Below are 26,190 nucleotides of genomic sequence, written 5' to 3' on the forward strand. Positions count from 1 at the left end.
CCTTGGGCAATGACTTCCTGCGTCACTGGCAGGTCCCTGGAATCATCGCGCGCTCTATGAAACGTGGATGATTTCAGGGGTTTCCTACGAAATAGTGGTGCCGCCGAGCGAGTCGCTCGGCGGCACCACCCATGTTTTGGGGAAGAACGGATCAGAGTCCGAACTTCAAGAGGATGCCGTAGGCAACGATGCAGGTCGTCCAGACGGTGAGGATGCCGATGGTGATGCGGTTGAGGTTACGTTCGGCTACGCCAGAGGACCCTGCGGTCGAAGAGATGCCACCACCGAACATGTCCGAGATGCCGCCACCGCGACCCTTATGCATGAGAACAGTCAGCATGAGCAGCAAGCTGGAGAGCACGATGAGCACCAGGAGGGCGACCTTAAGAACTGCCACGGTGTAAATCCGATCCGATGAGATGAATAACGGCCAGGGCGACCTTGATGAGAAGGCCGCATAACACATCTAGTGTAGTCGTTAAATGCGGCTGTGGGCCAACCGGACATGCCGATTGGCCCACAGCCGCAGTGCTTACTGAGGTGGCCGACTCTCAGGGCCGACCTTAATCATTCAGGAAGCGTAGTAGGTGCACATCTGAGCGAAGGAATCAGCCTTCAGGGATGCGCCACCAATGAGAGCACCGTCAATATCGGGCTGGGCCATCAGGTCCTTGATATTGCCGGGGTTAGCGGAGCCACCGTAAAGCACGCGGGTAGCATCGGCGGTGGCGTCGCCGTAGTCGGCGCGCAGAGCTTCGCGGATAGCGCCGCAGACTTCCTGCGCGTCTTCGGCGGTGGCGGTTTCGCCGGTGCCGATGGCCCAGATGGGCTCGTAGGCGATAACGATCTTGGCAACGTCCTCAGCGCTCCATCCGTCGAGGGCTGCACGGATCTGGCCGAGTACGAACTCAACGTGGGTGCCGGCCTTACGGATGTCGAGAGCTTCACCGCAGCACAGCACGGGGGTCATCCCAGCGTCGAGGACCTTGCGGGCCTTAGCGCCAACGAGCTGGTCGGACTCGCTGTGGTACTCACGACGCTCCGAGTGGCCCATGAGCACGTAGGTGCAGCCAAGCTTGGAGAGCATAGCGGTGGAGATTTCACCGGTGTACGCACCATTGTCGTGGATGGAAACGTCCTGAGCGCCGTACTTCACAGCGAGCTCGTCAGCCTCAACAACGGTCTGGACGGTGCGGATATCGGTGAAGGGAGGAACGACAAGGACCTCACACTTGGTGACGTCGTGCTCGCGGTCCTTCAGTTCCATTGCCAGGCCCTGGATGAGGTGGTTGGCCTCGAGGTGATCGAGGTTCATCTTCCAGTTGCCTGCCATCAGCGGGGTACGTGCCATGATTCAGTCCTCCAGAACTGCGATACCGGGCAGAACCTTACCCTCAAGGAGTTCGAGGGAGGCGCCGCCGCCGGTGGAGATGTGAGAGAAAGTGGCTTCGTCGAAGCCGAGGAGGCGAACGGCTGCAGCGGAGTCGCCGCCACCGATCACAGAGAACATGTCGCCAGTGGAAAGAGCCTCAGCGACGGCGCGGGTGCCGCCTGAGAAAGCCTCGAACTCGAAGACGCCCATGGGGCCGTTCCAGGCCACGGTCTTGGCGGTCGCAAGCTTGTCAGCGAAAAGCTTTTGGGACTCAGGGCCGATATCCAGACCCATCTGGTCAGCGGGGATCGCGTCGACGGTCACAACGCTTGCGGGAGCGTCAGCTGCGAACTCAGGGGCAACGAGGGTGTCGACGGGCAAGACGAGGTCAACGCCACGCTCGGCAGCCTCAGCAATGTAGCCCTTGACGGTCTCAATCTGATCCTCTTCGAGGAGGGACTTGCCAACCGAGTAGCCCTTGGCTGCAAGGAAGGTGTAGGCCATGCCGCCGCCGATGAAGAGCATGTCGGCCTTGGTGAGGAGGTTCGCGATCACACCGAGCTTGTCGGAGACCTTCGAGCCGCCCAGAACTACGGCGTAGGGACGCTCGGGATTGTCGGTGGCGCGACGCAGGGAGTCGATCTCCTTGAGGACGAGCAGACCCGAGGCTGAAGGCACGAGCTTGGCGATGTCATAGACAGAAGCCTGCTTGCGGTGCACCACGCCAAAGCCGTCTGAGACAAAGACATCGCCGAGGGCGGCGAACTCGCGGGCGAGTTCTTCGCGCTCTTCGTCAACCTTGGAGGTCTCGCGAGGATCGAAGCGGACGTTCTCCAGGAGGGCGATTTCGCCCTCTTCAAGAGCCTCAACGGTGGCCTTAGCGGACTCACCGGTGACGTCGTCGGCAAGGGTGACCTTGGCGTCGATGAGTTCACCGAGGCGCTGCGCGACGGGAGCGAGGGAGAAAGCGGGGTTAACCTCGCCCTTGGGGCGGCCCATGTGAGCCATGATGACAACCTTCGCACCAGCTTCGAGAAGGGTGTTCAGGGTGGGCAGTGCTGCACGGATGCGGCCGTCGTCGGTGATGACACCATCCTTGAGCGGAACGTTGAAGTCGGAACGAACGAGAACGCGCTTGCCGCGCAGATCGCCGAGGGTTTCGATGGTCCTCATGAACCATGCCTTTCACGCGGGGGCACCGTGGAACGGTGCCGGTGGGAAGATGAAGAGACGAGGAACGCCCGCGCACGCGGTGCGTGCGCGGGCGTTCCTCATGTGCTCGTCACGTTAAACGTGAAGATCAGAGCTTGGAGCCAACCAGAACGGTGAGCTCAACGAGGCGGTTGGAGTAGCCCCATTCGTTGTCGTACCAGGAGACAACCTTGACCTGATCGTCGATGACCTTGGTGAGCTGAGCATCGAAGATCGAGGAGTGAGGATCGGTGACGATGTCAGCGGAGACGATGGGTTCTTCGGTGTAGGCCAGGATGCCCTTGAGATCGCCTTCAGCGGCAGCCTTAACGGCAGCGTTGACCTCTTCAGCGGTGCAGGGCTTGGAGGGCTTGAAGGTGAGGTCGGTGACGGAGCCGGTGGGAACCGGAACACGCATTGCGTAGCCGTCAAGCTTGCCCTTGAGCTGGGGCAGAACGAGGGAGACGGCCTTAGCAGCACCGGTGGAGGTGGGGACGATGCTCAGGGCAGCGGCGCGAGCGCGGCGCAGGTCCGAGTGGGGAGCATCGTGGAGACGCTGATCGCCGGTGTAGGCGTGGATGGTGACCATGAGGCCAGCTTCAATGCCGAAGTTCTCGTCGAGAACCTTGGCCAGAGGAGCGAGGCAGTTGGTGGTGCACGAAGCGTTCGAGATGATGTTGTGAACGGCGGGGTCGTAGGACTTGCAGTTCACGCCGATGACGAAGGTGCCGTCTTCGTTCTTCGCGGGAGCGGAGATGATGACCTTCTTGGCGCCACCGTCGATGTGGGCCTTTGCCTTGTTGGCATCGGTGAAGAAGCCGGTGGACTCGATCACGATGTCAGCGCCAAGCTCGCCCCAGGGGAGGTTGGCGGGATCGCGCTCAGCGAGGGCAACGATGCGGTGGCCGTTGACGGTGATGGACTCATCGTCGTAGCTGATCTCAGCATCGAGACGACCCAGGATGGAGTCGTACTTGAGCAGGTGTGCGAGGGTCTTGTTGTCGGTGAGGTCGTTGATGGCAACGATCTCGATATCTGCGCCCTGCTGCAGAGCGGCGCGGAAGAAGTTGCGGCCGATGCGGCCAAAGCCATTGATACCAACGCGGGTGGTCACTATTGTCCTCCTGCTAGTGCCCTCAATAGGGCACAGTTTCTGAGCTACCGCGCCATCGGGATGACAACGCGGCTCGCAGATGTCCTGCGATTGTGCACCTCTAAATCTACACCCCTTCGGGGGATATGACCGGGCCGTACGGCCCCTATAGCCATAGGTTGAGGTCCTCGCCACATTCTAGCGGCGAGGACCTCACAATGAAAGATCTGTCATTTACTTAGTCATCCTCAAGCATGTCCAAAGTAAGGACAGCCTCAGTGTCGGGAATTCCACGCTCATGAGCAGCCTTATCCGCCATTGCCAAGAGGCGACGAATACGCCCCGCAACAGCATCCTTGGTCAAGGGAGGATCAGTGTGCTTCCCCAACTCCTCAAGTGAAGCCTGCTTATGCTCCAAACGTAGACGGCCAGCCTCACGAAGATGCTCGGGAATGTCATCGCCAAGGATCTCGAAAGCGCGCTGCACGCGAGCACCAGCTGCCACCGCCGCCCTCGCCGAACGACGAAGATTCGCATCATCAAAGTTCGCCAGACGATTCGCCGACCCGCGTGCCTCCCGGCGAACCTTACGCTCCTGCCAGACCTTGTGGGTTTCAACGCCGCCCATCGCAGCAATAAGCACGCCAATTGCGTCGGCATCGCGGACCGACACGCGGTCCGTCCCACGCACTTCTTTCGAACGAGCCGGGGCACCGAGGCGCCGTGCACAGCCCACCAAAGCAAGAGCAGCCTCAGGGCCGGGGCATGTGACCTCAAGGGAAGAAGATCGCCCGGGCTCCAACAGCGAACCGCGCGCCAGGAATGCACCTCGCCATGCTGCGGCGGCCTCTTCATTCCCCGAAGCCACGAGTGACGGGGGAAGGCCGCGCACCGGACGGCCAAAACTGTCAATGAGGCCCGTCATCCGGGCCAGCTGGTCGGCCTCCTTCACGACGCGCACGACGTAACGGTTCCCGCGACGCAGCCCACCTGCAGAGACAATGACGATATCCGACTCGGCGTTATACATTCCCGCAATGAAACGCATGAGGCGCTTAGCAGCAATATGCGTATCGAGTTCAGCCTCAACAATGATCCGGCCAGCAACCAAATGCAGGCCGCCCGAGAAACGCAGAGTCGTCGCGACTTCGGCAGCCATGGCCGACAGGGAACTCACGCGAGTCCGCGCAAGTTCTTCTTTCATGTCGGTCGTTAATGACACAAGAGGTCCTTCCCCACAAGTCGGAATCTAGGCGAGCCAAGGCTCGTGTTTACCCACCTCGCCGAGGAATCCATCGAAGGCGTCACGCAAGACTGCCGCCAAACGCAAAGGATCATGATGGGGTTGCCCATCCCCCGTCCGCACCTGGCGTAGCAGCACGCGCGCACCCATCTGGCTCGCAGCGGCAATGAGATCATCAATGTCGTCAGTAACTGTTGGGTCAGCCACGACAACATCAAGCTTTAAGTCTGGAGCATAGTGGGCCAAAACTCGAATATGATCCGCTGTGGTCATTGCCTCAGTTTCATCTGTATGCGAGGCAAGGTTCATTATCAGAGCGCGATGCGCGTCCGTTGTCACAAGGGCACGCCGCAATTCAGGCACCATCAGATGTGGCAGTACCGAGGTGTACCACGAACCGGGGCCAAGAATCACCCAGTCAGCCCCGTGGATGGCGTCAATGACATCCTTGTGGACAGGGGGATCCTCCGGGAGAATGCGAACATGTTCGACAACGCCGGGCGCCTTCGCAACATGACTCTGGCCGCGGACGGTGCGTACCGTGTCCCCCTGGCGCAGCTGCGCTTCAATATCCAGAGGTACCGCAGCCATAGGCAAGACACGGCCTTGGGCGCCGAGTAGGCGGCCAACCCAATCCAGGCCCTCGACGGTATCTCCCAGCAGCTGCCACAGGCCCGTAATGAGGAGATTACCCAGGGCGTGACCTTCCAGAGGCCCGGAGGAGTCCAAGCGGTGCTGCATGACGTCGCGCCACGTGAGTCCCCACTCGGATTCTTCACATAGGCTGGCCAGGGCCATCCGCAGGTCACCGGGAGGCAAAATATCCATCTCCGAGCGTAGTCGACCAGAGGACCCGCCATCATCGGCAACGGTGACAACAGCGGTCAGCGAACGCGTAATATGACGCAGCGCCCGCAGAGTTGCTGACAGGCCGTGTCCGCCGCCCAGGGCAACAACTGCTTGACCGACCTCGCCGCGCACAGGCCATCCGTCTTTATCGAGGTAGGACATCTCATTCTCTCCCTAGGTCGCGGTGAGAAACGCGCACGGCGAAACCGTGTTCCCGTAGGCGCTCCGCGATCAATTCGGTCAGGGCTACAGAACGATGTTTGCCGCCTGTACAGCCAACGGCCACGGTGGCAAAAGGCTTGAGTTCAGAGAGGTAGCCGCGCAACATGGGGGCTAATAGATCGGCGTAACGCAGGCCGAAGTCGCGAGCCCCAGGCTGATTGAGCACGTATTCAGCGACGGGCGCATCCCTGCCTGTGAGGTGGCGCAGCTCCCCCACCCAGTAGGGGTTTTTGAGGAAGCGCACGTCAAGGACATGGTTGGCGTCCATTGGCAGGCCGTATTTGAAGCCGAAGGACATCACGGTGAGTTGCAGGGGACGATCCTTCTCTCCGGCGACGACGTCGCGGATATGACGGGAGAGGTCGTGCACATTCATATGGGTCGTGTCGATGATTTCGTCGGCGCGGGCACGAATCGGAGCTAGCAGGCGGTCTTCGGCACGAATACCGTCCAAAATGGTGCCTTCATCTTGGAGGGGGGGGGGGCGGCGGTTTGACTCATAGCGCCGAATGATCGTTTGGTCGTCAGCTTCGAGGAAAATGAGCCTGTAGGGTAGGCCGCCGTCGCGCAGCTCGTCGAGGATGGTGAGCAGGTCGTTAAAGAAGGCGCCGGAGCGGACGTCAACGACGAGGCCTAGGCGGTGGACACCCTCTCCGGACGGGGTCATCATTCCGATGACGGCAGGAATCAGTGTGGGGGGAAGATTGTCAACGACGTACCAGTCGAGGTCCTCAAGGGCGCGGGCTGCGCCGGTTCTACCCGCTCCGGAGCGGCCGGTGATGATGAGGATCTCGTTGTCGGCTGGGTGGGGTGCCTGGGCAGCTTTATCAAGAAGGGGAATGCCGCTCGGGAATGTGAGAGGGTTGGGATCGTCGCCAGGGTAGGTCATTGCGTCATCGCTCCTTCCTGTGAGTGTGTGTTAAGGCTACCGCGTTGTGGGGGTGGATGTCTGCGTCGTTAGTTGGGGCCGTTGATCCGTGCCGTTGGTTGGCGCCGCAGGCATGTCGTCGGCGTGTGACGAGGGTGTCGCCGTCGCTGCGCTTGGTGGCGATGTGCCAGGCGTGGTCTGCGCCAATGCGTCAACAATGGTCTGGGCGAGGAGAGCTCCAATTCCTGGGACAGAGCATATTTCATCGACGCTGGCCTGGCGAAGGCGTTTGACGGAGCCGAAGCGCGTGAGCAGTGCCTTTTGGCGGGCGGGACCAAGTCCGGGAATGTCATCAAGGATGGAACGCGTTTGGGCGCGGCCTCGTTTTGCGCGGTGTTTGGTGATGGCGAAGCGGTGGGATTCGTCGCGAATGTATTGCAGCAGGTAGAGGCCTGCGGAGGCGCGCGAGAGAATCAGCGGGTAGGGGTCGCCGGGCATCCACACTTCTTCAAGGCGTTTGGCCAGGCCCACCAGGGGAATGTCGATGCCCATTTCATCCAGGGTGGCGCGGGCTGCATTGACCTGAGGCAGGCCACCGTCAACGACGAGGAGGTCAGGACGGTAGGAGAAGCGCCGCGGTCGGCCGGTGGAGGGATCGACGGGCCCGCTGCTGTAAGCCACACCCTCCTCGTCCTCCCCCGCCTGTCCAGCTTCTTCTGCGAGGAGCCGCTTGAAGCGTCGGGTCAGCGTCTGAGCCATGGCTGCCGTGTCGTCAAGGGGCTGGCCGTTGACGGGGGCGAGGTTGAAACTGCGGTAGGCATCTTTGCGGGGCATGCCATCTTCGAAGACGACCATGGATGCGACCTGGTGTTGACCTTGGGTGTGGGAGATGTCGAAACACTCAATACGCAGGGGTGCTGTGGGAAGGTCAAGTTCGCGCGCAAGTTCTTCGAGGGCTTTCGCGCGTTCGCTGAGGTCGCCTGCTCGGCGCGTCTTATGTAATTCGAGAGCGTGTTCGGCGTTTTTGTGTACCGTCGCCAACAGGTCTGAGACCTTTCCTCGTTGAGGGACGGTAATGGAGACCTTCGCGCCACGGAGCTGGGTGAGCCATGCTTGCAGAGAGTCGCGGTCCTCGGGCTTGACGGAGACATACACGTCTCGAGGGAGAGCGGATGTCGGGGTGTGGGCGATGTCGTCGACGGAGACGGCCTCGGCCCGCTGGGAGGGGCGGCCTCGGAGGGGGGTTTGTGCGGGTGGCACGTCGGCGTAGACCTGTTCGAGGAGGCGCGCCATGAGGGCGTGCTCGTCAGCGTCGTCGAGACGGTCAAGTACCCAACCGCGGGTGCCGCGAATACGCCCGCCACGCACGTAGAACACGTGGACGGCGGCGTTGAGTTCATCGTGGGCGAGGGCGAAGATATCGGCGTCAGTTCCGTTGCTCAAAACGATGGAGTTCTTTTCGAGGACGGTGGTGAGGGCGGCGATATCATCGCGGAGCTTTGCGGCTCTTTCAAAGTCCCATTCGTCGGAGGCTTCGCGCATTTGCTCTTCGAGGGCACGGATGAACGGCCGGGCGCGTCCGTCCATGAAGTCGCAGAGGTTCTCGGCAAGCTGACGGTGATCGGCTTCAGAGATTTTGCCGGTGCAGGGGGCTGCGCACTTGTCGATGTAGCCCAGGAGACAGGGGCGTTGTTGGGCGAGTGCTCGGTTGAAGACACCTGTGGAACATGTCCGCATAGGGAAGGCGCGAAGAAGAAGATCGATGGTTTCGCGGATGGCCCACACGTGGGTGTAGGGGCCGTAGCATTTCGTGTCGCGTTGGTGAATCTTGCGGGTGATTTGGACGCGCGGGTAGCGCTCTCCGAGGGACACCGCGAGGTAGGGGTAGGACTTGTCGTCCTTGAACATGACATTAAAGCGTGGGTTGAATTCCTTGATCCACTGGAATTCGAGGGTGAGGGCTTCAATTTCGGAGGCGACGACAGTCCATTGCACTGAGCAGGCGGTGGTCACCATCTGTTGGGTGCGTGGGTGGAGTTGGCTGAGATCTTGGAAGTAATTGGTCAGGCGTTGGCGAAGATTCTTTGCCTTCCCGACGTAGATGACGCGGCCCTGCTCGTCGCGGAATCGATACACCCCGGGTTCTGTGGGGATATCGCCGGTACGAGGGCGGTAGGTCATTGGGTCAGCCACGCCGATAAGCCTAGTCGTCTTACGACCAGGATGCGGAATGGTCAAGGCTGTGGCCCAAGGAGCGGGAGTAGGATTGCTTTGTTGTGTTTTTGATGTGTCTTTAGGTGGCCCTGTGGGCCATTTCAAAGCGCAATCCGTACCATTCCCTGTGGAAGGACCCCCATGTTCGCAGACTCTCAAGAAGTTATCGACTTCATCGAATCTCAGGGGATTGAGTACGTTGACGTGCGATTCTGTGACCTTGTGGGCGTTCAGCAGCACCTCACCGTCCCGGCTGCGGAGTTCTGCAATGCGGGCATGACCGATGGCCTGATGTTTGATGGCTCCTCGATTCGCGGTTTTGCCGCTATCCATGAGTCCGATATGAAGCTCATCCCCGATCTGAGCTCGGCCTACGTTGATCCCTTCCGCGCGGCAAAGACCCTCATCATTCTCTTCTCCATCGTTGATCCTTTTACCGATGAGCCCTTCTCGCGCGACCCTCGTCAGGTTGCCGCGAAGGCTGAGGCTTTCCTACGTGCCACGGGCATTGCCGACACGTGCTACGTCGGCGCTGAAGCGGAGTTCTTCATCTTCGACGACGTGCGCTACCAGGTGAGCCAGAATCACACGTTCTACGCCCTTGATTCTTCCGAAGCTCCGTGGAATACGGCGACCATTGAACCTGGGGGTAACCTCGGCTACCGTCTGCGGAATAAGGGTGGCTACTCCCCTGTCTCTCCTTCGGACCGCGATCATGACCTTCGCGACCAGATGGCCACCAACCTCACGCGGGTGGGCCTGCACCTTGAGCGCTCCCATCACGAGTGCGGTGCCGCAGGGCAGCATGAGATCAACTACCGTTTCGCCTCGCTCATGGCTGCCGCTGACGACATGATGAAGTTCAAGTACGTCATTAAGAACACCGCCTTCCAATACGGCAAGACTGCAACCTTCATGCCCAAGCCCATCTTTGGTGACAATGGCTCAGGTATGCACACGCACCTGTCCCTGTGGAAGGATGGCGAGCCGCTCTTCTACGACGAGCGCGGCTATGGTTCCTTGTCGGATACCGCTCGCTGGTTCATTGGCGGTCTGCTCGCCCACGCTCCTGCCCTTTTGGCCTTCACGAATCCGTCTTTGAATTCCTATCGTCGACTGGTGCCGGGCTTCGAGGCGCCGATTAACCTCGTCTATTCGGCGGGTAACCGTTCTGCGTGTATCCGTATTCCCGTGACGGGCACCTCTCCGAAGGCCAAGCGCATTGAGTATCGAGTGCCTGATCCCTCGGCGAACCCTTACCTGGCCTTTGCGGCTTGCCTCATGGCGGGTATCGACGGTATTCGTAACCGTATGGAGCCCGCAGCGCCGATCGATAAGGATCTTTATGAGCTGCCGCCGGAGGAGTACGAGGATATTGCCAAGCTCCCCCACTCTTTGGAAGCGGCGTTGGAGGCTTTGCGTGAGGATCATGAGTTCTTGACAGAGGGTGATGTCTTCACTCAGGACCTCATTGAGACTTGGATTGACTACAAGATGACCCATGAGGTTGAGCCCATGCGTGTCTACCCGCATCCCTTGGAGTATCAGCTGTACTTCGACCTGTAAAGGGTTAGTCGGACAGGCTGAAAAGCGGTAGAATTACACTATTCCAAACTGTGAAGTTGATTCACTGAAATCACTTCGCCCACGAGATAGCGAGAGACTATGAAGAAGCATCGTGACGGGTCATTCAGCCAGAAAGCTCGATTCACACTCCAGGCAGACGACACCATCCCCTCGATGCTTCGCAAGCGCGCCGAGCGTAGCCCTGACGCCATCGTCGTTGAAAAGACCTCCTCTGTTGGAGCCCGCCAGCCTGTGACCGCCTCCGACTTGCAGCGCCAGGTTGAAGACGTCGCCCGCGGCCTCATCGGCCTAGGCATCAACAATGGAGAAAAGGTCGCGATCCTCTCCTCCACCTCCTACGAGTGGATGCTCCTTGACCTCGCTATTCTCACGATCGGCGCCGTGACTGTGCCGATCTACGAGTCCGACTCCACCACGCAGATCCGCCATATCCTTGACGACGCCCAGGTGGTCCAGGTCTTTACCGCTACCGCTCAGCAGGCCGAGCTGGTTGAATCCGTTGACGCCCCCTCCGTCCGTTCGATTGATGCCCTCGACCGAGGCGCCCTGCGCACGATCCTCACCGCCGGTCGCGATATTGCCCCCTCAGCCGTCGATGAGCGCGCACGCTATTTCACCGTTGACGACATGGCGACCATCATCTACACCTCGGGCACCACGGGTGTACCCAAGGGCGTTGTCCTCACTCACCGCAACTTCGTGGGCACCACCGAGGCCGTCCGCCAGGCACTGCCAGATGTTATCGACGCTCCTTCAGTGCGCATGCTCCTCTTCCTGCCCCTTGCTCACGTGCTGGCACGCTTCGTCATGCACGCACTGCTTTCAGCACGTGGCGTTATCGCCTTCTCCCCCGATGTCAAGCGCCTGCTTACCGACATCGAAGCCTTCCAGCCCACCATCTTGCTGGCTGTTCCCCGCGTTCTGGAGAAGGTCTACAACGCAGCATCGGCGAAGGCCGGTTCGGGCCTGAAGCGTCAGATCTTCGGCTGGTCGGCAAAGCAATCGCGGCACTGGTCTGCAGCGAAGGAAGGCCTGCTTGGCCCCTCTCCCCTGCTGCGCGCACGCCACAGCATTGCCGACAAGCTCGTGCTCTCCAAGGTCCGTAGTGTCCTGGGGCCCAATCTTGAGTACATTGTCTGCGGTGGCGCTCCGCTTTCCTTGGAACTCGCACACTTCTTTGGTGGCACCGGTATCACCGTCATCCAGGGGTATGGCCTGTCGGAAACCACTGGCCCGATCGCTGCTCAGCTGCCCGGTTACAGCCCCATGGGGACAGTTGGCCCGGTCTTGCCCGGTAACGCGGTGAAGATCTCCGACGAGGGCGAAATCCTCATCAAGGGCGTGTCCGTCATGCAGGGCTACCACAACCTCCCCGAGGAAACCGCCCAGGCTATCCAGGACGGATGGTTCCACACCGGCGACCTGGGCTCGGTGGATCGCAAGGGCAATATCCGCATCACCGGCCGTAAGAAGGAAATCATCGTCACCGCCGGCGGCAAGAATGTCTCGCCCGAAATCCTTGAGGATTCCCTGGCCACCCACCCGCTTATTGGGCATGTCGTTGCCGTCGGTGAGGCCCGTCCCTACATTGGTGCCCTTATTACTCTGGACCCCGACATGCTGCCCGGATGGCTGAGCTCCCACGGCCTCGACGTCGTTGACGCTTCCAGCGCCGCGGACCTGCCTGAGGTTCAAGAATCCCTGCGCAAGGCCATTATGCGCGCCAATAAGAAGGTTTCCCGTGCGGAGTCGATCCGTCGTTTCCGCATCGTTGACACGACCTTCACCGTCGAAAACGGCTACCTCACACCTTCCCTGAAGCTGCGTCGCTCTGCTGTCGTTGCCGACTTCGCTCACGAGGTGGATGCCCTCTACGAAAGCGGCCTTGACGTGCCGACGGAAGTGCCGGGCAAGCGCAAGTGATCCCACTGAGCTCCTGAGCAGACAAGTGCTCCCACGGTGATGAGCTCACCAACAGGCTGGGCCCTGGAAGCGTCAGCTTCCAGGGCCCAGGTTGTGCTCAGCGGGAGATAGACCACCTCAGCTTAGGCAGTGCGTGCCGCGTCCCTATCAAAGGTCTTAGCCAGATACTGGCCGGTGAAGGATCCAGGAATACGAGCGACGTCCTCCGGCGTGCCCTCGGCGACGACGAGACCGCCACCGGAACCGCCCTCGGGGCCCATATCAATAATCCAGTCAGCACACTTAATGACGTCAAGGTTGTGCTCAATGACGATGACCGTATTGCCCTTGTCGACCAGGGATTGCAAGACGAGAAGGAGCTTGCGGATATCCTCCGAATGCAGGCCGGTAGTCGGCTCATCCAGCACATAGACGCTGCGGCCATTGGACCGGCGCTGCAACTCGGAGGCAAGTTTCACGCGCTGAGCCTCACCGCCCGAGAGCGTCGTCGCAGACTGCCCGAGACGCACGTACCCTAGGCCAACCTCAACAAGGGTGTTGAGGTGGCGGGCGATGCGGGCAATGGGCGCGAAGAACTCAGCAGCCTCACTGATCGGCATATTGAGGATGTCAGCAACGGACTTGCCCTTGTAGAGCACCTCCAGGGTTTCACGATTGTAGCGAGCGCCGTGGCAGACCTCGCAAGGGACGTACACATCGGGAAGGAAGTTCATCTCAATCCGCAACGTGCCATCGCCCTTACAGGACTCGCAGCGGCCACCCTTGACATTGAACGAGAAACGTCCGGGTCCATACCCACGGACCTTCGCTTCTGGGGTCTCAGCAAAGAGCTTACGGATGTGATCCCACACGCCGGTGTAGGTCGCGGGATTGGAACGTGGCGTTCGACCAATCGGAGACTGGTCAACGTGAACGACTTTATCGAGTTCCTCCATGCCCGTCACCGTGCGGTGCCGACCAGGCACAAGGCGTGCACCATTGAGGCGTGAGGCCAGCGAACGGTAAAGGATGGAATTGACGAGCGTGGACTTGCCCGACCCTGACACGCCGGTGACTGCGGTGAAACAGGACAGGGGGAAGGACACCGAGACGTTATTGAGGTTGTGTTCGCGGGCGCCCTCGACAGTCAGCGTGCGCGAATGGTCAACGGGACGACGCTTGGCGGGCATGTGGATCATGCGCCTACCCGCAAGGTAGTCACCTGTCATAGACGTCTTTGATTCGAGCAGGGCCGACAGGGTGCCTGAGTGGACGATCTGACCACCGTGTTCGCCAGCCCCAGGGCCAATGTCGACAATCCAATCGGCGGCTTCCATCGTTTCCTCATCATGTTCGACGACGATGAGGGTATTGCCCAGGTCGCGTAGGCGTTCCAGGGTTTCAATGAGGCGTCGATTATCGCGCTGGTGAAGGCCGATGGAGGGTTCATCCAAGACGTAGAGCACGCCGACAAGGCCCGAGCCAATCTGCGTTGCCAGGCGAATACGCTGAGCCTCCCCACCCGAAAGCGTGCCAGCACCGCGGGAGAGAGTGAGGTAGGTCAGGCCGACATCAACGAGGAAGTTCAAACGAGCCCGGATCTCTGCCAGCACGGGCGCGGCAATCGCGCCAGCGCGTTCCTCGAGCTCCAAACCATTGAGGAAGTCACGGGCTTCAGCGATCGACAGATCTGACAGCGCCGCGATACTCAGACCGCCAACACGCACGGCCAACACCTCGGGACGAAGGCGCGCACCGCGACAGGAGGGGCAGGGAACTTCACGCATGTAGCTATCGAGCTTGTCCATCGACCATTGGGACTCGGTTTCAGCTCGCTTACGCTCAACATAGTTGACCGCGCCCTCGAAACCGGTAGTGAAGCGACGCTCGCGCCCCCAGCGGTTGCGGTAGGACACCTTCACCTCGTAGTCGTGACCGAAGAGGATAATCTCTTGAATGTCAGCAGGGAGCTCACGCCAGGGAACGTCAAGGCTGAAACCAAGCTCCTCAGCGAGGGTAGCGAGGATCTTCAACTGGTACTTGTTGTTGACGCTCCAGGGGCTCACCGCCCCTTCTCGAAGGCACAGCCCCTCATCAGGGACGACAAGTTCAGGATCGACCTCAAGTTTCATGCCCAAGCCCGTACATTCCGGGCAGGCGCCATAGGGGGCATTGAAAGAGAAAGTGCGAGGCTCAATCTCTTCCAGGGCCAGCGGGTGGTCATTGGGGCACGCGCGTTTTTCCGAGTAGCGGCGCTGACGGCCCGGATCGTCCTGGGGCAAATCGACATAGTCGATAATGACCAGTCCATCGGATAAGCGCAGTGCGGTCTCCACCGAGTCTGTCAGACGCTGGCGCATACCGTCACGCACCACTAAACGGTCGACAATGACGGAAATGTCGTGACGCAGCTTCTTTTCCAACACCGGCAGATCGTCGGTGTCGAGGCGCAACTGTTCACCGTCGATAATGGCACGCACGTAGCCAGAGGCACGCAGCTCATCGAGAAGATCCTGGTACTCGCCCTTCCTGCCACGCACGACGGGCGCGAGTACCTGGAAGCGTGTCCCCTCAGGCAGGGAGCGGACGCGATCGACGATCTGCTGTGGGGTTTGGGCCTGAATCTGCGCGTCACACTTGGGGCAGTGTGCCACGCCAGCGCGAGCGAAGAGTAGACGCAGGTAGTCGTGGATCTCCGTAATGGTGCCAACGGTTGATCGCGGGTTCCGTGAGGTCGACTTCTGATCGATGGACACGGCGGGAGAGAGTCCCTCGATGAAGTCCACGTCGGGCTTGTCCATTTGGCCGAGGAATTGCCGGGCGTAGGAGGACAAGGACTCGACGTAGCGCCGCTGCCCTTCAGCAAAAATGGTGTCGAAAGCGAGCGAGGATTTTCCCGAACCCGACAGCCCCGTAAAGACAATGAGTGAATCGCGGGGCAGGTCGAGGTCAACATCCTTGAGGTTGTGTTCGCGGGCGCCGCGGACGATCAGTTGGTCATGCACACCCTGAGTTTAATGCGCTTTCCGTAGAAAATCCGTCGCCAGTCGTACATGTGTTCCATTCCACGAGGGCCTGTGCGACAAGCTCTGGCTGCTCAACAGCGCACATATGCTTGGCCCCCTCAACATGCACGACACCGCGGGAGGGCGAGGCTGACAAAGCCTGACGCAGCGCACAGGCGGCAGCATTATCGAACCCAGCATCCTCGGAGCCATTGACAATCATTGTCGGCACGGTCACTTCGGCGAGGCCCGGGCGAAGGTCGGTCGTTGCGAGGATCTCGCAACACTGCGCGTAACCCTCGTTGTCGCACTCAATAAAGGCTCGGCGGATCCTGGAGACAGCGGAGGCGCCTCTCCCCCATTCCGCCACTGCGGCGGGAGCCTCGCCAAAACCGGCGAAGGAGGCCGAGAACCAGCGTTCCATCGTCACGTCAACGATCGCTTCAGTGCCCTGCGTGCGGACAAGGTCGGCGCGTTCGGCCCACATCTCGGGTGTCCCATTGACCGGGCCGGAAGCCATGATCGTTGAGGACAAGAGGCGTTCAGGCATCCGCTCAGCAGCGGCGAGGGCGATCAAACCGCCAATCGACAGGCCTGCAATATGGAATTGCCCGACGCCGAGCTTATTGAGCGACACTTCCAGTGCGTGCAGCAGAGCATCCATCGTCAAAGGCTCATCAATGGGGGCGGGAGCGGAACCCCCATGCCCAGGCAGATCGAAACGTACCACGCGGAAATGTGGAGTGAGGAGGGGCAGGCACCAATCCCACATCGTGTGTGAGGAGCCCAGAGAATGTCCCAGGACGAGCACGGGCGCATCTGCGGTGCCATCAACAGTGAGTTTCACAGTCCATTCAGTCATAACGATCGCCTCCTTTGAACGATAAGCCTCAAGCTTAAAGGCTTATTGTATGTCTGAGATGCGCACAATCGGCGTGAATCCACGCAGGTGGCGTGAGCTTCCTCAGGTGCGCGGCGCTGCGGTGAAGTGCTGCTGCACCCGGTAGACCACCTCAATGAGCATGCACGCCACCAGACCCATCACGCCGATAACGCTCCACTGCTCACCCGTCGGCCACTCCAAGGCGAAGAAATGCCTCGTCACGGGGATGAGGAAGCCCAGAACCGCCGCACCACCCATCGCGAGCAAGAGTCCGACTCTCCACCCCACGAGGGGGCGGGCGGTGATGCTCAGCAGCCACAGTGCCCCCGCCATGAGCGATAGAGTCGCAACGCTTTGGCCCTCTACCGTGCCGATGCCGACGTACCAGTAGCCGAGCAAGGCGATACCAGCCAGGATGATGCCGGAGGGAATCGCCAGACTCAGGGTCCGCTTGAGGAAGCCAGGTACGTAGCGCCTCTTATTGGGCCCCAGAGCGATAGCAAAGGCGGGTAGGCCGATGGTGAGGACACCAATGTAGGTGAAGTGCCGGGGCAGGAAGGGGTAGGGCCACAGGAGCAGCGACGTCGTCAGTGCCAGGGCCAGGGAGTACATGGTCTTCGTAAGAAACAGTGAGGAGACTCGTTCCATATTGGCGATGATGCGACGGCCTTCTGCAACCACGCCAGGAAGCACGGAGAATTCCCCACCGACAAGGACGATCTGTGACACGGCCTTCGTCGCCGGAGCGCCATTACCCATCGCGATGCCAAGGTCAGCGTCCTTCAACGCGAGGGCGTCATTGACACCGTCGCCTGTCATCGCCACACAGTGGTCGTCAGCTTGGAGGGCCCGCACCATGGCACGTTTCTGTTCGGGCGTAACGCGGCCGAAGACATCATGGTTGCGGATCGCTGTGGCGAAGGCCGCGCTGTCGAGATCCTCAGGTAGGGTGCGTGCGTCACAGACGCGCACTTCCTCCCCTCCGGGGGAAGTCAGGCCAACCATCTGGGCGAGGGCGGCCACAGTGGACGGGTTGTCGCCGGAGATGACGCGGACACGCACGCCTTGCGCTCTAAAGTACTCAAGGGTTTGGGCTGCGTCGGGGCGCAGGTCCTCTTCGAAGGTCAAGAGGCTCACGGGTTGGAGGTCGGCGGGAAGGGTTTCCTCACGACCACCATCCTCGGTGGTGGCGGGCACACTGGCGCTGTGAGCGAGGAGGAGGACGCGCCGGCCTCGTCCTGCGTGCTCAGCGACACTGGCACGCAAGGCGTCAACGCTGGATGCGCCTTCGGTCAGGGCAATAGCGTCAAAGAGGATCTCAGGAGCGCCGAAATACCAGGACGTTCCGGCGACGCCGAGGGCGGCCCACTTGCGCGCCGAGGAGAAGGCGATGGCCCATTCAGGGGTGTGGCGTTGGGTGACGCTGAGTGTGCCGTCGTCGATGGCGTCCATCACCGCTGCAGCGGTGGCATTGGAAGCCTCGGTGTTGAGCAGGGAGAGGATATTGCCCGCCTCGTTAGCGACTGCGGGGGCAACGCCTTCAAGGCTGTGCAGACCATGAAGGCGGATACCTCCGGTGGTCAAGGTGCCTGTCTTATCGAGGCAAAGGGCGTCGACGCGGGCGAGGACCTCCACTGCGGGCAGCTCTTGGACGAGGACATCTTGTCGGGCAAGTTTGGCCGAACCCACAGCGAAGTTCATCGAGGTGAGCAGGACAAGACCCTGGGGGATCATGCCGACAACGCCGGCGACGGCGAGGACGAGGCCATGACGCCAGTCGAGCACTCCCCCGTCAGCACCAGAAACCGTCCACTGCGTCCAGGCCAGCAGGGCAACGACGGGCAGGATAAGGAAGGAGATGACGCGCAGCACCGCGTCGATACCTTTTTGAATTTCCGACGTTGTCCGAGTAAAGGCCTTGACCTGGCGGGTGATGCCCTGCGCGTAGAGGTCCTCCCCTACTGCCGTGGCGACGATGAGGCCCGAGCCGGCGACGACCGAGGTGCCGGCAAGCACAGGGTCGCCAGCGTTCTTGCGGACGGGATGGGATTCACCCGTCAGCATCGATTCGTCGACTTCAAGGCCCGTGGCCTCCATGACGGTTCCGTCTACGCCAATACGGTCACCGAGAGTGAGTTCCACTGCGTCGTCGAGGACAACATCGTCGAAGGGGATCTCGGTGGCTTTGCCGTCGCGCCACACGGTTGCTCGGGCGGCGTCAACGATGGCGAGGGCATCGAGGGTGCGCTTTGCTTTCCATTCGGAGACGATGCCGATGATCGCATTAACGATCATGACACCGCCAAAAACAGCGTCCTTCCAGGTTCCTACGAGGAGGACCGTTGCCATTGCGCCAACCAGAATCGCATTAAAGAGCGTGAAAATATTGGCGCGGGCAATGGAGGACAGTGAGCGGGAGGTTTGCTCCTCAACGGCGTTGGTCTGGCCGTTTTTGACGCGGGTCTGCACGTCGTCGGTGCTCAGCCCGTAGGTGGAATAGTCAGCCATGCCTCGCCTTGAGTTGGGGTGTCCGAGAGTATGCGTTCAACCGTGGAAGGAATCTTTGGGGAGTGAGAGTGTGCGGTCGGGGATCACCCGACCGCACAGCTACTCAGTGACCGCGAGAGAGCGGAACGTCGTGCTTTTGCAGTGAACGGCTCTTGATGATCGAGGCGACGACGGTGATAGTGATGGTCGCGCCGATGAACACCAGGGAGGGGACGATGCCGATCTCAGGTGCCCACAGCATTGGTTCTCCGCCGTAGAGGAAGGGCAGTGTGTTGGTGTGCATTGCGTGCAAGATGAGCTTGACGCCGATGAAGCCCAGGATTGCGGCTAGGCCGTAGTGCAGGTAAACGAGGCGCTCGAGCAGGCCATCGACAAGGAAGTAGAGCTGGCGCAGTCCCAGGAGGGCGAAGGCGTTAGCGGCGAAGACCAGGTAGGGCTCCTGCGTGAGGCCGAAGATCGCCGGGATAGAGTCGAAGGCGAACATGAGGTCTGCTGAGCCGAGGGCAAGGACGACGAGGAAAAGAGGGGTGAGGAAGAGCTTGCCGTTCTCGCGGTGGAAGAACTTCTGACCGTCGAAGCCTTCAGTGATGGGGAAACGACGACGCATCATGCGCACGAAGGCGTTCTCGTGATACTCGGTGGGTTCGTCGTCAATGGTGATGCCTTCGCGTGCTTGAGACCATGCTGTCCACAGCAGCCATGCGCCGAAGATGAAGAACACCCAGGAGAACTGTTCAATGATGGCAGCGCCAACGAGGATAAAGATCAGGCGCAGGACGAGGGCGATAATAATGCCCGAGAGTAGGGCCTTTTGTTGGAATTCACGGGGAATCCGGAAGGAGGCCATGATGATGATGAAGACGAAGAGGTTGTCGAGGGACAGTGCCTTCTCCGTGAGGAAGCCAGCGTAGTATTGGCCAGCGTAGACGGCGCCGTAGACGTACCAGATGATGATGCCGAATCCGAGGCCGAGGACGACATAGCCCAGGGACCACCATGCCGCTTCCTTCAGGCTGGGGGCGTGGGGGGTTCTAACGTGGCCGACGATGTCGACGGTGATGAGGGCCAGGATGACAATGGATAAACCGACCCAGCCGAGCAGATGGACATCCACCAGGGAGACCTCTTTCGTGTACAGGACATGATCATGAGGTCTCTTCCCACCCCGGCGCGCTCCGTGGTCTGGCGGCAGCAGGGCGGTTGTTCCGAGCAGAAAACACTGCCGTGATGACGAAACAACGCTTGATGGGATTACTCCCCTCGGCCGTCAATTTTAGCGGGAGCGGGCACAACGGGCTGCGTGGGCGGCCACTTTTGGGTGCTCTGGGGCTGCGGTATTACTCACGCTGTTAGCGTGGGGCCCCTGCGTAAGTGCGCTGGTGTGGGCCGTCGCAGTGGGTCTACTGCGCTGTTGAGGGGAGAATCTCAGGGGTGATGAGGGAAGAATCAGGGTGTGCCCTTCCCTTTTTCAGGACCGGAAGCTACTACTATCTCACCTATGAGCCGAAAGAGTGTGTCCCGCCGTGAACGACTGTCACGTCTTCTCGACGCCTTCTTCGGCTCCCCGTTTGCTCCTTTGGAGCTTCCGGCTCTTCGTGAGGCATCTATTGACTATGAGGCTGTCTTACGAACGGCTCGCGTTCATCAGCTTGCCGAGTTGGGACGCCGAGAAGTCCGTGAGGTTTCGGTTGGTGTCTTGACTGATCCTGATCGACTGCTTGCTCATCTTCGCGACTCCATTGAGGATCGCTGCATCCTGTGGGTGTGCGTCGTGAACTCTGCTGATGAGCGTGACGCGATTGAGGCCGCACTGCCTGCCCTGGTACGGGTCCTGGGTGAGCATCGCAGCGGCGCGACGGTGATTGGTCTGCATACTGCGTCGATCACGCGCAGTGTCATTGTTGAACACCCTGAAAAGTTGGGTGTCTTTACCGGAATTGACACGGCCTATCTTCCGCGCGATATTGTGCGCTCCTTGACGAAGGCAAAGGTATCTTTGACGCATACGAGTGCGCTTATGCGTCTGGCGCGTGAGCCTAAATCATGGGTGTACCTGACGATCTTTATCTATTCGTCGTTGCGCGCTTTGCCGGTCATGTTTGTTCCGCAGTTCCACGGGTCTTTGCTGTGGTTGTGGATTATTGATATCGGCACGGCAATCCCCTACACCTGGGGGCTGTTAGCGATGTTTACTGCGGCTGTTCCGTGGGTGCGCTTGGCGGGCATGGTGACAACGGTGGTCACCTTTATTGCGCCCTATGTGTACTTCTGGCTCCACGGTGACGATTATCCGCCTTACATCACGATTGTGATTGTGGGGATGATCGTGGCCAGTGTGGGCGTTGAAGTATGGCGGTTCAGGCAGGAGCGCAAGCTCCAGCGCACTTACGCTGCTTGTGAAGCTGCTTGACGGTACGCCAGGCGCTGATTGCCATGATCCATGCGCCGGAAATCCACCACACGATGACGAGCCATAGTGGTGAGACCGGGTAGAGGGCGACGAGGCCGGCGGTGGCGAAGACCCAGGCGAAAGCCGCGAGGATATTGACGGGCCGCAGTCTTTCGACTCGGAAGGGGTGGACGAAGGTGAGCGGGGCAACCGTCAGCACCGCAAGAGTAATGGTCACGATGATATTCGTGACGGGTGCCAGTTCGAAGATCCACATGATGACGGCGACGACATTCCATGCGGCGGGGAAGCCCATGAAGTAGTGGTCGGAGGTCTTGAGTGCGACGTTGCAGTAGCAGAACAACGAGGACACGGTGATGAGGACCATGGCGGCAAGGCCGATGGCGGGGTGGCCGAAGTCGATGTGGAGGTAGATGAAGGCGGCGGGGATGAAGGTCCACGTCAGGTAGTCAACGATGAGGTCGAGTGCGGTGCCGTCGAATCCGGGGGCGTAGGTTTTGACCTTTGCCCAGCGGGCGAAGGTTCCGTCTACGCCGTCGACGATGAGGGCGATGCCCAGCCACAGCCACATGAGTTTGATGTTGTTTTCGAAGAGTGCCACCGTTGCCAGGCACGCCCAGAGGGCGCCGGTGAGGGTGAAGATGTGGGTGGCCCATGCGAGGGCCACGCGGTGGCGGGGAAGGCGACTATCGTCGGTCATTGCCTGTCTACTCCGTAAAGTTGTGCGGGTGGCCGTCGTCGTGACAGCCCCTCTAGGTTACCGTGCATTTGGTGTGTGGCGGTGTATTCGTCTTTCGTGCCCCAAGTAGTACCGCTTTTGTATACATCGTAGGTGGTGTGGGGGAGGAAAAGGAACTCGGGCGCTGTGGGAGACTCGACGAGGGCGGCGCCGCGTCGTTGTGGGCGCGCAGGCGTGCGGCGCGCTACGGTGGGGTTTATGACTCAACGACCTGTTTTGCGCCAGGACCATCCTTTCGAGGTGATCTCGGAATACTCGCCTTCGGGTGACCAGCCTCGCGCTATTGAAGAGCTGGCTGAGCGCTTGAACAATGGTGAGCAGGACATTGTTCTTTTGGGCGCGACGGGTACGGGTAAGTCCGCCACGACCGCGTGGCTGATTGAGAAGGTTCAGCGGCCGGCTTTGGTGATTGAGCCGAATAAGACCCTGGCTGCACAGTTGGCTGCAGAGTTCCGCGAGCTTCTTCCCAAGAATGCGGTGGAGTATTTCGTCTCATACTACGACTACTACCAGCCAGAAGCCTATGTACCTCAGACGGATACCTATATTGAGAAGGATTCGTCGATCAACGAAGAGGTTGAGCGGCTGCGGCACTCTGCGACCAATAGCCTCCTCACCCGCCGCGATACGGTGGTTGTGGCATCCGTGTCGTGCATCTACGGCCTCGGTACGCCAGAGGAGTATGTGGCACGCATGGCCGAGTTGGAGCGCGGCATGATCGTGGACCGCGACCAGCTGTTGCGTACTTTCGTCGGCATGCAGTACGTGCGTAACGATATGGATTTCCAGCGGGGTACCTTCCGTGTCCGCGGCGACACTATCGAGATCATTCCTGTGTATGAAGAGCTCGCCATCCGCATCGAGATGTTTGGTGACGAGGTGGAGGCACTTGCTGTCCTCCACCCGTTGACCGGTGCGTTGATTCAAGAGGTTGACCACGTCTATCTCTTCCCGGCGTCCCACTACGTTGCTGGCGAGGAACGTATGCGGCGTGCCATTGAAGGCATTGAGGCGGAGATGGAAGAGCGCGTTGCCTGGTTTGAAAACCAAGGCAAGTTGCTGGAGGCTCAGCGTTTGCGTATGCGCACGACCTATGACCTGGAGATGATGAAGGAGATTGGGTCGTGTGCGGGTATTGAGAACTATTCTCGTCATATTGATGGTCGTGATGCGGGCACTCCCCCACATACTCTCCTGGACTACTTCCCCGACGACTTTGTCCTCATTATTGATGAGTCCCATGTGACGGTGCCGCAGATTGGTGCCATGTTCGAGGGGGACATGTCGAGGAAGCGCACGTTGGTCGATCATGGTTTCCGCTTGCCGTCAGCGATGGACAACCGTCCCCTCAAGTGGGCTGAGTTCGTTGAGCGCATCGGGCAGACCGTGTACCTGTCGGCTACGCCTGGCGATTATGAGATGGAGCGTTCTGACGGCGTGGTTGAGCAGATTATTCGCCCCACGGGTCTGGTCGACCCTCTTGTCGTTGTTAAGCCCACCGAGGGGCAGATTGATGATCTCCTAGAGCAGGTTCGCCAGCGCGTCGAGAAGGATGAGCGCGTCCTTGTGACCACCTTGACCAAGCGCATGGCCGAGGACCTGACCACCTACCTTTCTGAGCGAGGTGTGCGGGTCGAGTACCTCCACTCCGATGTGGATACTTTGCGTCGCGTGGAGCTTTTGCGTGAGTTGCGTTCAGGCAAGTTTGATGTGCTGGTGGGCATTAACCTACTCCGCGAGGGCTTGGACCTGCCTGAGGTTTCTTTGGTGGCGATCCTTGATGCTGATAAGGAAGGTTTCCTGCGTTCGACGCGTTCCCTCATTCAGACCATTGGTCGTGCGGCCCGTAATGTCTCCGGTGAAGTGCATATGTACGCCGATAACATTACCGATTCGATGCGGGCAGCTATTGATGAAACCGAGCGTCGTCGTGCACTGCAAATTGCGCACAATGAGGAGCACGGTATTGACCCGCAGCCTTTGCGTAAGAAGATTGCGGACGTGACCGATATGCTCGCCCGCGAGGCCGTCGACACTGCCACCCTGTTGGAGGGCGGCTACCGGAAGGAGGGGGGCGCCTCGCCCTCGTCGCGCAAGGCCGCTCAGGCCGCTGCCGCCCACGAACGTCGCCCGGTGCCTGGCGCGGAGGCCGAGCTGGTTGCCCTCATTGAAGAGGTACACGCTCAGATGCGCGGCGCCGCCGAAGAGCTCAAATTCGAGTTGGCTGCACGTTTGCGCGATGAGTTGCAAGACCTCAAGAAGGAATTGCGTCAAATGCGCCAGATGAACTGAGGAAGCGTAGGATGATCTGTGCTGTTCAGAGCGGGTCCGTATTGCTGCGCTGACCAGTGCCGTTATCGAAGCCACCGTGAGGCAAGGAAGCAAGGAACTCATGAAGAAAGACGTGTACGTGAGCGATCCATGGTGGAAGAACTCCGTTGTCTACCAGGTCTACCCGCGCTCATTCTTCGACTTCAATGACGACGGCGTCGGTGATCTCAAAGGCCTGTGGGCACATGCGTCGCGTCTGGCCGCCCTCGGCATTGGCGCCGTGTGGCTCTCCCCCGTCTACGTCTCCCCCATGCGCGACAACGGCTACGACATCGCTAACTACGATGCGATTGACCCCACCTTCGGTTCCCTCGACGATCTCGATGATGTCATCGACATTCTGCATTCCCTGGGGATCCGGCTGATTATGGACCTTGTCGTCAACCACACCTCTAGTGATCACCCCTGGTTCAAGGAATCCTGCGATCCAGACTCTCCCAAGCGCGACTGGTACATCTGGCGCTCTCGCCGCAGTGAATGCACACCCAACGAGGGCGCAGGCCCAGGCGAGTGGCGCGGAGATGAGCCAAATCAGTGGCGCAGCGCCTTCTCCGGCCCCACGTGGACCTGGCATGAGCCGTCCCAGAGCTACTACATGCACCTCTTCTCCCCCGAACAACCGGATCTGAACTGGGAGAATCCCGAACTCCGTCAGGAGATCTACGCGATGATGCGTCGCTGGCTTGACCGCGGTGTTGACGGCTTCCGCATGGACGTCATCAACCTCATCTCGAAGCCGGAAAACCTCTACGAGGACGGCCCTGGCGGCCTGGATCGCGCCATGTTTGGGCCACGCTTCCACGAGTACATGCAGGAAATGCGCCGTGAGGTTTTTGACGCCTACCCTGACCGAACCTTCCTTACGGTAGGCGAAACTCCCGGCGCAACCCCCGACCAAGCATCCCTCACCACCGATCCCACCCGACGTGAGCTCGACATGGTCTTCCAATTCGAACACATGGGCCTGGATAGTGCAGACGGCGACAAGTTCCACCCCAAGCCGCTCCACTTGCCGGATATGAAGGAAAATCTTGCCCGCTGGTGCCGGGAGCTGGAAGGCCGGGGCTGGAATGCCCTCTACCTGTCCAACCACGACCAGCCGCGCCCGGTGTCACGTTTCGGCAATGATCGCGAGTATCGTCACCAGTCTGCGACAGCGTGGGGCGCGATGCTTCACGCTCACAAGGGCACGCCCTTCGTCTACCAGGGCGAGGAAATCGGCATGGCGAACTTCCCCTGGGAGTCCATCGACCAATTCAACGACGTGGAAACCATTAACTACTGGCGCGAGTGTGTTGAACTGGGCGGGCAAGATCCCACGCAGGTGTGGCCAGGCATTGTGGCCATGAGTCGAGACAATGCGCGTACTCCCGTGCAGTGGGCAGACTTGCCCCATGGCGGTTTTGGCTCCTCCGCTACCCCGTGGCTGCCGGTAAATCCCGATTATTCGCAGGTCAATGTCAGTGATCAGGCATCCGACCCGAACTCCACGTGGTGCTTCTATCAGACGATGATCGGTCTGCGTGATTCCTACGAGATCCTTACCGAAGGCTCTTTCGAGCTGCTGCAAGCCGAGGACGAGCACCTGTGGTGGGTACGTCGCGAGTGGCATGGTGAGATCCTCGACGCTGTGGCGAATATGTCCGACGAGCCCTACGAGCTGGCCCTTCCCGAGGGCGAGGTTCTGCTCGCAAACTATCCCGATGCCGCTGAGCATCGCTCTACCGGGGTTTTACGCCCCTGGGAGACGGTGTGGATTTGGCGCTAGGCTCC

The 26,190-nt window shown here is 60.1% G+C and carries 18 protein-coding genes; 5 read left to right on the forward strand and 13 right to left on the reverse strand.

Going from position 1 to position 26,190, the window contains the following annotated elements:
* Positions 1-151: 151 nt before the first annotated feature.
* The 8 genes from secG to uvrC form a co-directional block, all read right to left on the reverse strand.
* Positions 152-397 carry a preprotein translocase subunit SecG gene (secG, locus tag HWX48_RS05950; RefSeq protein ID WP_254872983.1) on the reverse strand — a complete coding sequence of 82 codons (246 nt, stop codon included), beginning with the start codon at positions 395-397 and terminating at the stop codon, positions 152-154.
* A 174-nt stretch (positions 398-571) separates the two neighbouring features.
* A complete protein-coding gene (tpiA, locus tag HWX48_RS05955) occupies positions 572-1,354 on the reverse strand; it encodes a triose-phosphate isomerase (protein ID WP_175955700.1) in 783 nt (260 codons plus the stop codon).
* A complete protein-coding gene (gene pgk / locus HWX48_RS05960) occupies positions 1,355-2,545 on the reverse strand; it encodes a phosphoglycerate kinase (RefSeq protein ID WP_175955564.1) in 1,191 nt (396 codons plus the stop codon). It abuts the gene before it with no gap.
* Between the two features lie 127 nt (positions 2,546-2,672).
* Entirely contained in the window at positions 2,673-3,677 is a 1,005-nt protein-coding gene (gap, locus tag HWX48_RS05965; RefSeq protein WP_175955566.1) for a type I glyceraldehyde-3-phosphate dehydrogenase, read from the reverse strand.
* A 217-nt stretch (positions 3,678-3,894) separates the two neighbouring features.
* Positions 3,895-4,878: a DNA-binding protein WhiA gene (whiA, locus tag HWX48_RS05970; protein ID WP_175955568.1), complete on the reverse strand. Its 984-nt coding sequence runs from the start codon at positions 4,876-4,878 to the stop codon at positions 3,895-3,897.
* A 27-nt stretch (positions 4,879-4,905) separates the two neighbouring features.
* Complete coding sequence (gene yvcK, locus HWX48_RS05975; protein ID WP_175955570.1) at positions 4,906-5,910, reverse strand: uridine diphosphate-N-acetylglucosamine-binding protein YvcK; 1,005 nt, start codon at positions 5,908-5,910, stop codon at positions 4,906-4,908.
* A 1-nt stretch (position 5,911) separates the two neighbouring features.
* Positions 5,912-6,859, reverse strand: coding sequence for an RNase adapter RapZ (gene rapZ, locus HWX48_RS05980; RefSeq protein WP_175955573.1), 948 nt, complete (start codon positions 6,857-6,859; stop codon positions 5,912-5,914).
* A gap of 36 nt (positions 6,860-6,895) precedes the next feature.
* Complete coding sequence (gene uvrC / locus HWX48_RS05985) at positions 6,896-9,031, reverse strand: excinuclease ABC subunit UvrC (protein WP_175955574.1); 2,136 nt, start codon at positions 9,029-9,031, stop codon at positions 6,896-6,898.
* Between the two features lie 162 nt (positions 9,032-9,193).
* Between uvrC and glnA the strand changes: the two genes are divergently transcribed.
* Together glnA and HWX48_RS05995 are read left to right on the forward strand one after the other, a co-directional pair.
* Positions 9,194-10,618, forward strand: a complete 1,425-nt coding sequence (glnA, locus tag HWX48_RS05990; RefSeq protein WP_175955575.1) for a type I glutamate--ammonia ligase — start codon at positions 9,194-9,196, stop codon at positions 10,616-10,618.
* 99 nt (positions 10,619-10,717) lie between these two features.
* Positions 10,718-12,562, forward strand: a complete 1,845-nt coding sequence (locus HWX48_RS05995; RefSeq protein ID WP_175955576.1) for a long-chain fatty acid--CoA ligase — start codon at positions 10,718-10,720, stop codon at positions 12,560-12,562.
* 122 nt (positions 12,563-12,684) lie between these two features.
* On the opposite strand, the gene uvrA is transcribed toward HWX48_RS05995, so the two are convergent.
* From uvrA to HWX48_RS06015, 4 genes are all read right to left on the reverse strand, one after another.
* Positions 12,685-15,546 carry an excinuclease ABC subunit UvrA gene (gene uvrA / locus HWX48_RS06000; RefSeq protein WP_175955577.1) on the reverse strand — a complete coding sequence of 954 codons (2,862 nt, stop codon included), beginning with the start codon at positions 15,544-15,546 and terminating at the stop codon, positions 12,685-12,687.
* The gene (locus HWX48_RS06005; RefSeq protein ID WP_175955578.1) at positions 15,539-16,408 is read right to left on the reverse strand and encodes an alpha/beta fold hydrolase; all 870 of its coding nucleotides are present in this window, start codon (positions 16,406-16,408) and stop codon (positions 15,539-15,541) included. Before HWX48_RS06005 ends, uvrA begins: the two co-directional genes overlap by 8 nt.
* Positions 16,409-16,510: 102 nt before the next feature.
* Entirely contained in the window at positions 16,511-18,937 is a 2,427-nt protein-coding gene (locus tag HWX48_RS06010) for a cation-translocating P-type ATPase (RefSeq protein ID WP_175955579.1), read from the reverse strand.
* A 103-nt stretch (positions 18,938-19,040) separates the two neighbouring features.
* Positions 19,041-20,051: a TerC family protein gene (locus HWX48_RS06015; RefSeq protein ID WP_175955580.1), complete on the reverse strand. Its 1,011-nt coding sequence runs from the start codon at positions 20,049-20,051 to the stop codon at positions 19,041-19,043.
* 399 nt (positions 20,052-20,450) lie between these two features.
* On the opposite strand from HWX48_RS06015, the gene HWX48_RS06020 reads away from it, so the two are divergent.
* The gene (locus HWX48_RS06020) at positions 20,451-21,347 is read left to right on the forward strand and encodes a hypothetical protein (protein WP_175955581.1); all 897 of its coding nucleotides are present in this window, start codon (positions 20,451-20,453) and stop codon (positions 21,345-21,347) included.
* Here HWX48_RS06020 and HWX48_RS06025 read toward each other — a convergent pair.
* Positions 21,295-22,047 carry a phosphatidylcholine/phosphatidylserine synthase gene (locus tag HWX48_RS06025; protein ID WP_175955583.1) on the reverse strand — a complete coding sequence of 251 codons (753 nt, stop codon included), beginning with the start codon at positions 22,045-22,047 and terminating at the stop codon, positions 21,295-21,297. The genes HWX48_RS06020 and HWX48_RS06025 overlap by 53 nt on opposite strands.
* A gap of 237 nt (positions 22,048-22,284) precedes the next feature.
* On the opposite strand from HWX48_RS06025, the gene uvrB reads away from it, so the two are divergent.
* Both uvrB and HWX48_RS06035 read left to right on the forward strand, forming a co-directional pair.
* On the forward strand, positions 22,285-24,378 hold the full coding sequence (gene uvrB / locus HWX48_RS06030) for an excinuclease ABC subunit UvrB (protein ID WP_175955585.1): 2,094 nt from the start codon (positions 22,285-22,287) through the stop codon (positions 24,376-24,378).
* 100 nt (positions 24,379-24,478) lie between these two features.
* Positions 24,479-26,185: an alpha-glucosidase gene (locus HWX48_RS06035; RefSeq protein WP_175955587.1), complete on the forward strand. Its 1,707-nt coding sequence runs from the start codon at positions 24,479-24,481 to the stop codon at positions 26,183-26,185.
* The last annotated feature ends 5 nt before the right edge of the window (positions 26,186-26,190 follow it).

The sequence above is a fragment of the Schaalia sp. Marseille-Q2122 genome (assembly GCF_903645355.1).
Taxonomy (GTDB): domain Bacteria; phylum Actinomycetota; class Actinomycetes; order Actinomycetales; family Actinomycetaceae; genus Pauljensenia.